Source organism: Rubneribacter badeniensis, assembly GCF_002899695.1.
In the GTDB taxonomy this organism is placed as follows: Bacteria; Actinomycetota; Coriobacteriia; order Coriobacteriales; family Eggerthellaceae; genus Rubneribacter; species Rubneribacter badeniensis.
In genome coordinates this window covers 93316-106090 of the sequence record NZ_PPEL01000002.1, presented here as the reverse complement: position 1 = coordinate 106090, position 12775 = coordinate 93316, and the positions used below count along the sequence as shown (strand labels likewise).

The following is a 12775-nucleotide window of genomic DNA, read 5'->3' as shown; positions in this document are numbered from 1 at the left end:
GCCGCTCGCCGAAAAGGAGCCGGACCGCCCCTCGGTCCGGCTTTGCGGAGAAGCGGCGCCTCAGGCTAGCTTTTCGACGGGTCGCCCGAGTTCATGGGCGCGCCGCCGAGGACGTGCACGTGGATATGGTGCACGGTCTGGCAGGCGTCGTCGTTCGTGTTCACGATCACGCGGTAGCCGCTCTCGGCGACGCCCTTGAGCTCGGCCACCGTGCTCACGGCGTTGAACAGGTGCCCCATCTCGTCGTCGGGGATGTCGTCGCCGATGTTGTCGTAGTGGTTCTTCGGCACGATGAGCGTGTGCACGGGCATCATGGGGCTCACGTCCTCGAACGCGAGCACGCGCTCGTCCTCGTACACCTTCGTCGACGGGATCTCCCCCGCAACGATCTTGCAGAACAGGCAATCGTCCTTGCGCATGGCGCGCTCCTCTCTCATGCTGCGATCCTTCTTCCCATCCGGCGGCCGCGCGGACCGTCGGCAAGCCCCTTTTTCACGAAAGGCTCGTGTCGCGCTTCTCGTCGTCGGGCCCCGGCGCAAGCTCCCCCATGAGCACGTCCACCTTCTGCTGCGCCTCGGACAGGCGCGTCTGCAGCGCCGCGAGCAAGGCCACGCCCCGCTCGTAGCTTCTCAGGCTGTCCTCGAGCTCGAGCGTGTTGCTCTCCAGTACGCCCACGATGCCGTCAAGCTCGGCCATGGCCTCGCGAAACGTCAGATCTTCGATGGGCCGGGGTTCTTCGGCTTCGGTCATGATGGGTCCTTCCACTCCACGATGTCGGTATCGATGCGCCGCGTCGCCTCGACGCGGCAGGACAGCACGCCGTCGGACAGCGACACGTCCAGCGCATCGCCTTGCCTCACGGCCTCCACGCTCTTCACCACGGCGCCCGCCGGCGTACGCGCGATGGCGAAGCCGCGCCCGAGCACGGCGAGCGGGGAGAGGTCGTGCAACCGGGCGGCCGCCACCGCCGCCTCTTGCGCGAAGCGCGGCACGAGCGCGCCGCCGCAGGCCGCAAGCCGCTCGCGGCCGCGCTCGATCTGCGCGCACCCGCGCTCGATGGCGCTCGGCAAGGCGCGCGCAAGGCGCTCTCGCTGCCGCGCCACGGCCACCGCGTCGCGCTCGAGGTTCGCGGGCAGGGCGCGCGCAAGGCGCTCCGCCGCCAGATCGAGCGTCTGCGCCTCGACGGAGAACAAAAGCTGCGCGTCGCGGAACAGAGGCCGCGTGGCGCAGCGGCGCACGTCGGCGGCGGCCCGCTCGAGCGCGCGCTCGGCGCAGACCGACAGCGAGCGCGCCCGCGCGGCGAAATGGCGCTCGAGGCTCTCGCGCGAGGGGCTTGCCGCCTCGGCCGCCGCGGTGGGCGTGGAGGCGCGCACGTCGGCAACCATGTCGGCGATGGAGGTGTCGGGCTCGTGCCCGATGCCGGTGACCACCGGCACGGGGCAGCGCGCGATGGTGCGCGCAAGGCGCTCGTCGTTGAAGGGCATGAGGTCTTCGAACGAGCCTCCGCCGCGAACGACGAGCACCATCTCGACGCCCGCCTCCACCACCCGGCGCAAGCCCTCCACGATGCCCGCCGGCGCCTGCGCGCCCTCCACCGCCACGCCCGCCAGAACGACGCGCGAGAGCGGGAAGCGGCGTCGCAGCGTGCGCAGCACGTCGTGCACGGCATCCCCGCGCGGCGAGGTGACCAGGCCGATAGCGAGAGGGTACGCCGGCAAAGGTCGCTTGCGGCCCGGATCCATGAGCCCTTCGGCCTCGAGCCTGCGCGCCAGCTCGGCCACCTGCTGGCGCAGACGCCCCTCCCCGGCAAGAGACAGGGAGAACACGTCGAAGTTCATGCGCCCCTTCGGCGCGTACAGCGTGAAGCGGCCGGTCAGCTCCACAAGCTGCCCCACGCGCAGCGCAATGCCGGCCGCGTTGAAGCGGTTGTTCCACATCATGCACGGCAGCGCCGCGCGCTCGTCCTTCACCGTGAAGTACACGGCCTTGTAGCCGGGCTTGTTGGACACCTCGGACACCTCGCCCACGAGGCGCACGACCACGCCCTCGAGCGCGCCCTTCGCGAGCGCCATCGCCCCCGATACCGACAGCGCCTCGGACGCCGCCCCTTCCCTCTCTCCGCGCGCCATGGGTAACGGCTACTCGCGGTTCTGGTTGAGCAGCCACAGAAGCTGCAGGATGGAGGTGAGCGCCGCGGCCACGTAGGTGAGCGCGCAAGCGCGCAGCACGCTGAACGACCCCGCCTGCTCGGACTGCGGAAGCCCGGTCGAGCCCATGTAGACCATCGCGCGGCGCGAGGCGTCGAACTCCACCGGAAGGGTGACCAGCTGGAACACCACCACGGCGGCGTACATGACGATCGCGAGCATCGTCAGCTGCGCCATCTGCAAGAACACGCCCAAAAGCAGCAGGAATATCCATGCGTTCGACGCCAGGTTCACCACGGGGACGAGCGCACCGCGGATCTTCATGGGGGCGTAACCCTGCGCGTACTGGTAGGCGTGCCCCACCTCGTGGCAGGCCGTGGCCGTGGCCGTGATGGTGCGGCCCTCGTAGGCATCGGGCGAGAGCGTGACCGAGTTCGTGCGCGGGTCGAAGAAGTCCTGTCCCGGCCCGCCGCGATGCACCTCCACGCCGGAGATGCCGTAGTACGAAAGCATCCGGCGCGCGGCCTCGGCGCCGGTGAGGCCCGTGGAGATGGGCACCCGCGAGTACTTCTTGAGCTGCGAGTTCACGTACCAGGTGGCGAACCCGCCGATGACGAGCGTGACGATGACCAGCATCCAATAGCCGGCGCTAACTCCGAAAAACATGGTTTGGGACACTCCTTCAAAGGATGGCTTGCGCGCGGCCTCCTAGGCCGCCGCCCTCTTTCGTCGTCCATTATACTTGACCGCGGCGGCGGGCCGCCCGCGGTGCCGTCCGAGCGTCAAACTTCCGTAACCTTGATCTCGCCGTTGGAAAGCGACAGCGCGATCTTGCCCTCGAGCAGCCTCAAAAGCTCCTCTCCCACAAGCGAGCGGCGCCAGCCGCGCAGCACATCGACCCCCTCCCGGTAGCCGCGCGCCACCCGCGCGAGGTCGTCGTGGCTGGCCAGCGTGGGAAACGCCACGCCGTTCTGCTTCGCTCGCAAACGCACGAGAGCGCACATGAGGTCGAGCTCCGCGTCCACGTTCGGCTCGTTCTTGCCGCAGCGGTCGGGTTCGGGCCAGGCGTCGGGCGGAGCGTCCAGCGCCGAGGACATGAGGGCCACGACGCATCGCGCGTCCTTCGTCGACAACCGGTCGGACATGCCGCGCACCATGAACAGCTCGTCGATCGTGCGCGCCTCGCGCTTGCACGCCTCCACGATCTGCTCGTCGGTGACCACCCACTTGCGCGGCACGTCGCGCCGCTGCGCCTCCAATTCGCGCCATGCCGCCACTTCGCGGGCGGCCGCGAGCTGGCGGCGCGACAGCTGTGAGACGCGCTTGAGCCGCCGGTAGCGCTCGCGCTCGTTGGTGGCGTAGCGCTTCGGGTCGGCCAGGTCCTCGAAGTCGCGGTCGAGCCACGCAAGGCGCCCCAGCTCCACGAGCTGCGCCCGCATCCGCTCGTACATGCGCGGCAGGTAGGCCACGTCGTCGGCCGCGTACTCCAACTGCGATTCGGACAACGGTCGGCGCGACCAGTCGGTGAACGAGTCGATCTTCTTGAGCGTCACGCCGCACTCGGCGTGCACGAGCGCCGCGTAGCCGATCTGCTGCGTGTGCCCCAGAAGCGCCGCGGCCACCTGCGTGTCGAACAAGGGACGCGGCAGCGTGCCCACCTCGCGCAGCAGTATCTCGAGGTCCTGCCCGCCCGCGTGGAACAGCTTCACCACGGACTCGTTCTCCAGCAACGGCGCCAGCACGCGCAAATCATCGACCTCGAAGGGATCCACGATGGCCGTCTCGTCGTCGGTGGCCAGCTGCAGAAGGCACAGCTTCGCGTAATAGGTCTTCTCGCGCAGAAACTCCGTGTCGATGGCGAGCACGCTCGAGCGCATCGCCCGATTCGCGAACGCCTCGAGATCTTCTTGGTTTGCTATGTACACCGAGGGATCCTCACCGTTCCTTGCCTTGTGTTTCCTGCTCCATGTTGTACCATGCCATCATAGCAATTGAAAGGGTGCCTGTGAAACTGCTCGTCATCAACAACCTGTCCTCGGGCTTCGGCGAGGGTGCCGTCTACGACTTCGCGCGCTCGTTCTCCCGCGACGGCGACGAGGTCTGCCTGCGTTCCACCGACGGCGCGACCGACGTGCGCGACCTGCTTCGCGACGCCGACGCCTTCGACGCGGTGGTGGCGAGCGGCGGCGACGGCACGGTGGCCACGGTGAGCTACCTCTTGGCGAACACGGAGGTGCCGGTGCTGCCCTTCCCCGCCGGAACGGCGAACCTGCTCGCGCTCAACCTGGCCTCGCCGCTCGAGCCGCACGCGCTTGCGAAGATGGTGCGCGAGGGGCGCACGCTCGACTTCGACCTCGGAGAGATCGAAGTGGCCGGACGCAAATTCGGCTTCGGCATCATGGCCGGAGCGGGCTATGACGCCGCCATCATGCACGGCGCCGAGGCGGGCAAGCGCCTGTTCGGCCCCATGGCCTACCTCTCGGCAGCCGTGCTCAACCCGATGCCCCAGAAGTCGCGCTTCTCCATCGAGCTCGACGGGCGCACGGTCGAAAGCGAGGGGCTCGGCATCCTGCTCGCGAACTTCTCGAAGATACAGTTCGACATCGCGGTCACGCACGGCAACGAGCCCCGCGACGGAGAGTTCGACGTGGTGGTGCTCAAGGCCAAGACCGCTTTCGAGCTCATACCCGCCGTGTTCGCGGGCCTGCTCGACCGCGGCGGCGAGTTCCCCGACCGAACGGGCGCGCTCGAGATACATCGCGCGCGCACGGTGCGCGTCGAGGCCGACCCGCCCATGGAGGTGCAGTACGACGGCGAGGCCACGCGCCTCACCACGCCGTTCTCCGCGCGCATCCTGCCCCGCGCCGCCCGCTTCTACGTGAGCGAGGAAGGATGGGGCCTGTTCGCGCAGGAGTAGCGAACAGGCGGCGTGACAGCGGGACGCCGCCGACCGAGGCGTCACTTCCCTTCGGGCTCCTCGTACTCGGGGGCCGCGTCGGCCACCTCCACGTCGCGCGCGTCGATCTCGAGCGGGCGCGAGAACGCTCGGCCAGCCGCATCGGACGTGGCCAGAAGCTCGCGGAACGACGCGGCGTCCTCGCCGGCCACCGGCATCATCACGTACACGTTGCTCCCGATGATGATCGGCTGGATGCGCCCGGCGCCGTCCGGCCCCTCCGAGGCGGACGGCGCATCGGCGGCCTTGGCCTCGGAGCGCTTGAGCTCCTCCATCATCTCGGCGCGCACGGCCTCGATCTGCGCGGCCGTCTCGGTCTTCCAGCGCTCCTTGCGCCATTCCAGGAAGTTCTTGTTGTAGCGCATCTGGATAAGCTCGAGCACGATGCAGAACACCATGGCGAAGTACACCATCAGCTTCTCGAGCGGCATGTGCAGAAGCTCGATGCCGGTGTGGAAGCCCGCGCTGTCGATGACGAGCAAGCAGCCGATGGCCACGATGAACGTGAGCGCGAGCATCTTCATTTCAGGGTGTCCGTTGATGAAGTTCGAAATAGGGTCGATGAAGATCATCATGAGGAACACGGCCAGCATGACGGCGATGATCATGATGATGAGGTGATCGGCCATGCCCACGGCCGTGATGACCGAGTCGATGGAGAACACGAGGTCCATGACCATGATGGTGCCCACGGCCTGCGGCAACGTGATGCGGTGCAGCGCCTTGTGCTCCTCGCAATGCTCGGCCTTGACCTCGGTGAGCTTGAGCGTCTCGCGCAGCTCGGCGACGCCTTTGTAAATGAGATAGCCGCCGCCCACGAGCAGCACGAGGTCGCGCACCGAGAACCCGTGCGCGTACGGCCCCAGATCGACGGTGAACAGGGGCGTGGTCATGTGCACAAGATAGGAGGCGAAGCACAGAAACACGATGCGCATGACGAGCGCGCCGGCCAAGCCGAGTTTGCGGCCGATATGCTGCTTCTCCTCGGGCAGGCGGTTCGTGGTGATCGAGATGAACACGAGGTTGTCAACTCCGAGCACGATCTCCAGGAAGATGAGGGTGATCAGGCTGATCCACGCTTCCGGCGTCGTGAAGATTGAGAGGTCCACGTCTCGTTCGCTCCTATCGTCCGTTGTGCGCAATCCCCGCGAAGCTCCGCAGGGCCCGAAAGAGGAGGAGAATCCACAAAAAAAGACTTATGGCGCCGTGCGATGCGACGGCGCCATGAGTCTCGTTATTTCAGACACGCCAGGCCGCGCGGCCATGATGTTGAACGTGCCGCACGCACCTCGCGGCGCATGCCAACTACTCCCCCATGGGCGTAGGGTATCCTAGCACGACGCCCTGCGCTCGGCAATGCTATAATGCCCAATGCACACAAACCGCTTCGAACATCACGCGACGCGCAGGAGGCGCAATGCTTTTCAACCCCCAGAGAAACGATTACGTCGATGCGGGCGGACCCGTCCGCTACCTCGACGACACCGGCCTCAAGCGGCCGCTCACCGCGCCCCGGCAGCAGATGGCCGCCATGGCCGCCTTCGTGCTCGCCGCCGCCGTCATCGGAGGGATCCTGCTGCACTCCGTGCTCGACGCGGTGAACGGCGGCGCGGCGCGCGCGCAGGCCAGCATGGAAGAGAACCTCGCGCGCGACGTGTCCTACGACCTGCCCGCCCTCGCCGCGCTCGCCTCCTTGGACGACGCCTCCATCAGGCAGACCTTCGCCGACGCCGGATACTCCACGGTGGATCTGTCCACGGAGGAGGAGTTTCCCTCCGGCGGGTTCGAACTGGCCAAGCTGCCCTCCGACGTGAGCACCGTCGACGCCGGCCTCATGTATGCGCAGGGTATCGCGCAGCTGAGCGCAGCCGATGCCGCCCGTCTCCTCAAGGGCTCGTGGACGCTCACCGTCGACCGCAGCGAGGCTTTGAGCATGAACGTGCGCTACGCCGACTTCTCCTCCGGCGACGTGAACGCGGCGGTGCAGGCGGCCGTGGCCGCCGAGGGGTTCGACCCCGCCACCGTCCCCGAGGACGGCCAAGGCGTCGACGAGGTGGGCAACACGTTCATGACGGGCACGGTGGACGTCGACGGATCCACCTACACCTGGCGCGTGTCGGCCATCGCCCTATCCGAAGTGTACGACATCTCCGGTCTGCCCGACTCCGCCGTCTACGTGGGCATCCGCCTGACCGCTTAGAAGGCTCGCCGCTTTCGGCGCCCCGCGCGCCCGAAGCCGATGCTCGGCATCCCAAGCTCCCCGGCACTCCAAGCGCCCCGGCGCCTCCCCTGAGCGCCCCGGGGCGCTCGCATACGGGCAAGACGCGCAGCGAAGCCCCGCCGTCGCCCGGTCCGACCGGCTTCGCCGCACAAGGCAATCGGATCGGACGACAGGGCGGCGGCGGGGCCGCGACAGGCGCAATGGGCGTCGGACGCACCGGAATTCGGAGAGGGCCGGATTCCGCAAGAACGCTCGCGCGCATCGAATCCCCGAAACTCCCCCGTCGCCGCCCAAGGTCGATCAACCTGGTCAGGATCATTCTTAATCGGAAATAGATACAATCCTTCACGCCGAACAGGATTTTCCCCTACTCGAATCGCGGGCGCGCCCCGATAGGCGCGCGCCGCGCGCGGGCGCATGATCTTCTCGCCAAGAAAGGGGGAGGCTCTGTGAAGCTGTCGAACGTCATCGCAGGCGCATCTGCGGCCATCGTGGCCTTCCAGGCCGCCGCGTGCGTGCTTAAGGGCGAGACCGACCTGCTGCGACCGCCCGGCGCCCAAAGCGAGGAGGACTTCCTGTCGCGCTGCGTCAAATGCGGCAAGTGCATCGAGGCGTGCCCCTACCGCTCGCTCTCCCCCGCTTCGCAAGGCGCGGGCGTCGCCGTCGGCACGCCCTGCATCGACGCGCGCGAGCAGGCGTGCCGCCTGTGCGAGGACTTCCCCTGCGTCGCAGCCTGCCCCACCGGCGCGCTGCGCGACGTCGACGGGCGCCGGGACGTGCGGATGGGGATCGCGGTCATCGACGAGGAACTGTGCATCGCGTTTCAGGGCATGCGCTGCGAGGTGTGCTATCGCGCGTGCCCCCTCATCGACGAGGCCATCGTCATCGACTACCGCATGCGCGAGGGAGACGCCATCCACTCGGTGTTCGCGCCCGCCATCGTGCAGGACGCATGCGTGGCATGCGGATTGTGCGTCGAACGCTGCGTGGTGGGCGAGCCGCGAACGGCCATCCGCATCATGTGCGACGCCGAGCGGGCGAGGACGGCGAACGACGGCTCTTGAGAAGGACCGGAGGTCGGAGGGTCGAAGGGCCGACGGCTCGAGCCAAGCGAAGGACGGCGGACAACGTGCCGGGCGACGAGCCGGCGACGGAAAGCAACGGGAGAAACAGGAGGGACGTCATGGACATCACCAGACGACAGTTCGTCAAGGCCACGGCGGTGGCGCTCGCCAGCGCCGCGGCGGCGGGCACCTTGTCGTCGCTCGTCGGATGCGCGAGCGGCTCGGCCCAGGGCGGCGCGCAGGCGGAGGGCCAGAAGTTCACGGCCGTCTGCCGGTTCTGCGGCTGCGGCTGCGGGGTCATCTGCGAGGTGAGGGACAACAAGCTCATCAGCGTCACGGGAGACCCGGACAACGAGTCCAACAGGGGCCTCAACTGCGTCAAAGGCTACTACCTGGGCAAGATCCTCTACGGGGACGACCGCCTGACCGTCCCGCTCATCCGCGACGACGCGTCCACGAAGGGCACGGCGGAAGGGCTGCGCGAGGCCACCTGGGACGAGGCGCTCGAGCTCGTGTCGGCCAAGCTCAAAGAGACGTGGAAGGCGGACAAGAGCCGTCTGGCCTTCTGGCTCTCGGGTCAGCAGCCCATCACCGAGGGCTACGCGTGCGCGAAGTTCATCAAGGCGGGGCTTCTGTCCAACAACGTGGACCCGAACGCGCGGCTGTGCATGGCGAGCGCCGTCGTGAGCTTCATGAACGTGTTCCAAACCGACGAGCCGGCCGGCTCCTACGCCGACCTCGACGAGGCCGACGTGTTCGTCACCTGGGGCGCGAACATGGCCGAGGCGCACCCGATGCTCTACTCGCGCCTGACCGCGCGCAAGCTCTCGGGCGAGGGAGTGCGCCACTACGACCTGGGGACCATCACCACGCGCACGTCCGCGAGCGCCGACAAGACGCTCATCTTCAAGCCGAACACCGACCTGGCCATCGCCAACTGCATCGCGAACCACCTCGTGCAGAACAAGCTCTACGACGAGGCGTTCGTGAACGACCACCTGCAGTTCAAGCAGGGGGCGGAGAACATCGGCAACGCCACCATGGACGACTACGAGCAAACCGAGGCCGGCAAGACCGCCGAGAACGTGAGCGCCATCACCTTCGAGGAGTACGCCGAGCGCCTCTCCCCCTACACGTTCGAATACGTCTCCGAGCTCTCCGGCGTGCCCGCCGAGGACCTGCGCGAGCTGGCCGAGGTGTTCGCCGACCCCGACGCCAAGGTCATGTCGCTGTGGACGATGGGCGTGAACCAGCACAACCGCGGCACGTGGATGAACCACAACATCTACAACATCCACCTGCTCTCGGGCAAGATCGCGCGCCCCGGCTGCGGCCCCTTCTCGCTGACGGGCCAGCCCACCGCCTGCGGCACCGCCCGCGAGGTCGGCACGTTCTGCCACCGCCTTCCCGCCGACCTGCTCGTGGCCAACGAGCAGCACCGCCGCTTCACCGAGGCCGTCTGGGACCTGCCCGAAGGCCACCTCGACGCCATCAAGGCCCCCGGCATGCACACGGTGAAGATGTTCCGCGAGATGTCGAAGGGCAACATCGACTTTCTGTGGAGCGCCCACAACAACTGGGCGCAGTCCATGCCCAACCTCACCCGCTTCCTCGGCATGGGCGACGAGAACCGCGGCATCTTCGACACGTTCATCGTGGTCAACGAGGTCTATCCCACCCTGTCCACCCAATACGCCGACGTGGTGCTGCCCGTTGCGCTGTGGGTGGAGCGCGAGGGGCAGTTCGGCAACGCCGAGCGCCGCACCGCCGTGTTCGAGAAGGCCGTCGACCCGCCGGGAGAGGCCAAGTGGGACCTCTGGGCGTTCATGGAGGTGGCGCGGCGCGTGCTCGACGGCGAGAAGATCGGCGATAAGGACGCCTTCGACCACCTGTTCGGCTTCATCTACGACAAGGACGCCGCCGACTTCAAGGGCGACGACCGCGAGACGAACCGGGCGCTGTGGGAGGAGTACCGCGTCTTCTCGAACCCGTCTTTGAACGAGCAGGCCCAAGCGATCAACGAGAGCGCCAAGCTCAAGATGGAGGCGAAGCAGCTCGCCCCCTACGACGAGTACCTGACGCATCACGGCCTCACCTGGCCCGTGCGCGAGGTCGACGGCACGTGGATGTCCACGAAGTGGCGCTTCGCCGACGGCGCGCAGGCCGACGGCTTCGACGAGGTGGGCGTGGCCACCTACGGCACGCCCGGCCTGGCGGGCGGGGTGAGCTTCTACAAGTCCACCGACATGAGGCCCTCGGTGGTGTTCCGCCCCTACGAGCCGCCGGCGGAGGAGCCCGACGAGGAGTACCCGTTCTACTTCGTCACCGGGCGCCTTCTGGAGCACTGGCACACCGGCACCTTGACCCGCCGCGTGCCCGAGCTCGACCGCGCGCTGCCCGAGGCGCTGCTCAACGTGAGCCCCGAGGACTGCGAGAAGCTCGGCGTGCTGGACGGCGACATGGTGCGCGTGAGGTCGCGCTTCGGCCAGTTCGACATCAAGGTGTCCACGGCCGGGCGCACCGAACCGCCCGCCGGCGTGGTGTTCGCCCCGTTCTTCGCGGAGGAGGCGCTCGTCAACCTCGCGGTGCAGGACACCTACTGCCCGCTGTCGAAAGAGCCCGATTACAAGAAGACCTGCGTGTCCATCGAGAAGATCTAGGGGGACAGGATGAAGAAGCGCATTGTTGCCGCCGCCCTCGCGCTCGCGATGGCGCTGGGAGCGGGAGCCGTCGTCGGATGCAGCGGCCAGCCGCAGAAAGAGGACGTGAACGCCGACGTGCCGCCCGGAGCGCCGCCTTTGATGCCTCCGGGGCACGAGGGCCGCTTCGAGCAGCTCGGCGCGAACGGCTGCTACGGCTGCCACGGGGCGAACGATCTGGCCAACCCCATGCTGACCGGATCGACCGCCCTGCCCGAGGACCATTACGAAGACGGCAGCTCAAGCACGCAGGAGCTCAACCCCACGCACGACCAGTGCATCACCTGCCATTCGCAGGGGTAGTGAAAAACCGCCCCCGGACCGAAGGGTCCGGGGGCTCTCGCCACGCAAGGAGGTCATCATGGTCATTTCGAGCCTGGTCGTCGAGACGACGCCCGAGCGCACCGACGAGGTGGCGCGCGAGCTGTCCGGCCGCGCGGGCGTCGAGGTGCACGAGACGAACGGCTGCAAGCTCGTCGTCACCATCGAGGCCGATACGGTGGACGACTCGCACCGCATCGCGAGCGACTTCATCGGCGTCGCGGGCGTGACCGGGGTCAACCTCGTGTACGCCAACTTCGAGGACGACCCGTCGCTCTATCCGGACGTCGCGCGATGAGCGAGGCGACGAAGAGGCGCCCCGGGCGCTGGACCGTCGCGCGGCGCATCGTGCAGGCAGGCGCCCTCGTCCTGTTCGCCGCGCCGCTCGTCATGGCGGGCTGGGGGCTTCTCGGCATCGGCTTCGGTACGGACGACGCCCTGCCTACGCCGGCCGACCTGCCGTTTTTCGGCAGCCTCTCCTCCACCACCATCCTCGGCGCGGAGGTGCTCGACCCGTTCGCGATGCTCGAGACGATCGCCGCCGCGAAGACGTTCGAGGTCGAGTGGCTCCTCGCTGCGCTGCCGGTGCTCGCGGTGTATGGGCTTGTGCGGGGACGCGCGTTCTGCGGCTGGATCTGCCCCGTGAACCTGCTGCTCGAAGGTGTGGACGCCCTGCGGCGCAAGTTCGGCATCGAGGTGCGCGAGGCTCCCGTGCCGCGCCATGCGAAGCTGTGGATCGCGCTTTGCGTGCTCGCGCTCTCGGCATTGACGAGCGTGCCGGTGTTCGAATCCTTCTCCCCCATCAGCGCCATGAACAAAGGTATCCTCTTCGGGGCGACCGCAGGCGTATGGACGCTTCTGGCCATCGTGCTCGCGGAGCTGTTCTGGGGACGGCGCGTGTGGTGCCGCGCGCTCTGCCCGCTCGGCGGCTTCTACGAAGCGCTCGGCCGCGCGGGCCAGGCGAACGTGAGGATCGACCATAAGGCATGCGTCCGCTGCGACGTGTGCCGGCGGGCGTGCCTGGCCGACCCGGCCATCCTCTCGCCCGCGCTCGACGGAGACGACGTCATCGTGCGCGCCGGCGACTGCATGGCCTGCGGCGCCTGTGTGGACGCCTGCCCTACGCGCGCCCTGTCGCTCGCCCTGGGCCGGACGGCGAAGCCGAAGGCGAAGGCGCACAAGTAGGCGCTCTCCTCCCTCTGGCGCGCTTGGACGCGCGCGAACAGGCGGGGCCCTGCGCGCTGTCAGAACGACCCTGCGGGTTGCTCGAACGGCGCGCGGGACCCCGCCGGCACGCCGGCGCTCGGATGCTCTGCAAGAGACGGGGGCCAAGACGCCATGCGCGGAAGAGGGCGCGTCCGCGCCGC

At 68.1% G+C, this 12775-nt stretch carries 13 protein-coding genes; 7 read left to right on the top strand and 6 right to left on the bottom strand.

The features are described from left to right. Positions 1 to 65 precede the first annotated feature (65 nt). The 5 genes from C2L80_RS01130 to rnd form a co-directional block, all read right to left on the bottom strand. Positions 66 to 419 carry a histidine triad nucleotide-binding protein gene (locus C2L80_RS01130; protein WP_087196238.1) on the bottom strand — a complete coding sequence of 118 codons (354 nt, stop codon included), beginning with the start codon at positions 417 to 419 and terminating at the stop codon, positions 66 to 68. Between the two features lie 73 nt (positions 420 to 492). Beyond that, positions 493 to 750 (bottom strand): exodeoxyribonuclease VII small subunit, encoded by a 258-nt coding sequence (gene xseB / locus C2L80_RS01125; RefSeq protein WP_087196179.1) that lies wholly within the window; start codon positions 748 to 750, stop codon positions 493 to 495. Then, the gene (xseA, locus tag C2L80_RS01120; RefSeq protein WP_087196177.1) at positions 747 to 2129 is read right to left on the bottom strand and encodes an exodeoxyribonuclease VII large subunit; all 1383 of its coding nucleotides are present in this window, start codon (positions 2127 to 2129) and stop codon (positions 747 to 749) included. The genes xseB and xseA overlap by 4 nt, the downstream gene beginning before the upstream one ends. 9 nt (positions 2130 to 2138) lie before the next feature. Next, positions 2139 to 2813 (bottom strand): zinc metallopeptidase, encoded by a 675-nt coding sequence (locus tag C2L80_RS01115; protein ID WP_087196175.1) that lies wholly within the window; start codon positions 2811 to 2813, stop codon positions 2139 to 2141. Positions 2814 to 2929: 116 nt separating this feature from the next. After that, the gene (gene rnd / locus C2L80_RS01110) at positions 2930 to 4072 is read right to left on the bottom strand and encodes a ribonuclease D (RefSeq protein ID WP_087196173.1); all 1143 of its coding nucleotides are present in this window, start codon (positions 4070 to 4072) and stop codon (positions 2930 to 2932) included. Between the two features lie 80 nt (positions 4073 to 4152). On the opposite strand from rnd, the gene C2L80_RS01105 reads away from it, so the two are divergent. Beyond that, positions 4153 to 5064 (top strand): diacylglycerol/lipid kinase family protein, encoded by a 912-nt coding sequence (locus tag C2L80_RS01105; protein ID WP_087196172.1) that lies wholly within the window; start codon positions 4153 to 4155, stop codon positions 5062 to 5064. Between the two features lie 41 nt (positions 5065 to 5105). Here C2L80_RS01105 and C2L80_RS01100 read toward each other — a convergent pair whose 3' ends face one another. Then, on the bottom strand, positions 5106 to 6212 hold the full coding sequence (locus tag C2L80_RS01100) for a TerC family protein (protein ID WP_087196170.1): 1107 nt from the start codon (positions 6210 to 6212) through the stop codon (positions 5106 to 5108). 308 nt (positions 6213 to 6520) lie between these two features. Here C2L80_RS01100 and C2L80_RS01095 point away from each other — a divergent pair, with 308 nt between their 5' ends. The 6 genes from C2L80_RS01095 to C2L80_RS01070 all read left to right on the top strand — a co-directional run bounded on the left by C2L80_RS01095 (position 6521) and on the right by C2L80_RS01070 (position 12593). Beyond that, a complete protein-coding gene (locus C2L80_RS01095; RefSeq protein ID WP_087196168.1) occupies positions 6521 to 7303 on the top strand; it encodes a teichoic acid transporter in 783 nt (260 codons plus the stop codon). Between the two features lie 470 nt (positions 7304 to 7773). Further along, positions 7774 to 8388, top strand: a complete 615-nt coding sequence (locus tag C2L80_RS01090; RefSeq protein WP_103262445.1) for a 4Fe-4S dicluster domain-containing protein — start codon at positions 7774 to 7776, stop codon at positions 8386 to 8388. Between the two features lie 119 nt (positions 8389 to 8507). Continuing rightward, complete coding sequence (locus tag C2L80_RS01085; RefSeq protein WP_092200398.1) at positions 8508 to 11048, top strand: molybdopterin-dependent oxidoreductase; 2541 nt, start codon at positions 8508 to 8510, stop codon at positions 11046 to 11048. Between the two features lie 9 nt (positions 11049 to 11057). Continuing rightward, positions 11058 to 11390 carry a nitrate reductase cytochrome c-type subunit gene (locus C2L80_RS01080; RefSeq protein WP_092200401.1) on the top strand — a complete coding sequence of 111 codons (333 nt, stop codon included), beginning with the start codon at positions 11058 to 11060 and terminating at the stop codon, positions 11388 to 11390. 58 nt (positions 11391 to 11448) lie between these two features. Beyond that, positions 11449 to 11706, top strand: a complete 258-nt coding sequence (locus C2L80_RS01075; RefSeq protein WP_092200404.1) for a chaperone NapD — start codon at positions 11449 to 11451, stop codon at positions 11704 to 11706. Continuing rightward, positions 11703 to 12593 (top strand): 4Fe-4S binding protein, encoded by an 891-nt coding sequence (locus C2L80_RS01070; RefSeq protein WP_092200407.1) that lies wholly within the window; start codon positions 11703 to 11705, stop codon positions 12591 to 12593. Before C2L80_RS01075 ends, C2L80_RS01070 begins: the two co-directional genes overlap by 4 nt. Positions 12594 to 12775 lie beyond the last annotated feature (182 nt).

What these genes read in the sequence shown, in the direction of transcription:
- C2L80_RS01075 (WP_092200404.1), top strand. Translation starts at nt 11,449, where the DNA reads ATGGTCATTTCGAGCCTGGTCGTCGAGACGACGCCCGAGCGCACCGAC.
- xseA (WP_087196177.1), bottom strand. Translation starts at nt 2,129, where the DNA reads ATGGCGCGCGGAGAGAGGGAAGGGGCGGCGTCCGAGGCGCTGTCGGTA.
- C2L80_RS01115 (WP_087196175.1), bottom strand. Translation starts at nt 2,813, where the DNA reads ATGTTTTTCGGAGTTAGCGCCGGCTATTGGATGCTGGTCATCGTCACG.
- xseB (WP_087196179.1), bottom strand. Translation starts at nt 750, where the DNA reads ATGACCGAAGCCGAAGAACCCCGGCCCATCGAAGATCTGACGTTTCGC.
- C2L80_RS01130 (WP_087196238.1), bottom strand. Translation starts at nt 419, where the DNA reads ATGCGCAAGGACGATTGCCTGTTCTGCAAGATCGTTGCGGGGGAGATC.
- C2L80_RS01095 (WP_087196168.1), top strand. Translation starts at nt 6,521, where the DNA reads ATGCTTTTCAACCCCCAGAGAAACGATTACGTCGATGCGGGCGGACCC.
- C2L80_RS01070 (WP_092200407.1), top strand. Translation starts at nt 11,703, where the DNA reads ATGAGCGAGGCGACGAAGAGGCGCCCCGGGCGCTGGACCGTCGCGCGG.
- C2L80_RS01080 (WP_092200401.1), top strand. Translation starts at nt 11,058, where the DNA reads ATGAAGAAGCGCATTGTTGCCGCCGCCCTCGCGCTCGCGATGGCGCTG.
- C2L80_RS01085 (WP_092200398.1), top strand. Translation starts at nt 8,508, where the DNA reads ATGGACATCACCAGACGACAGTTCGTCAAGGCCACGGCGGTGGCGCTC.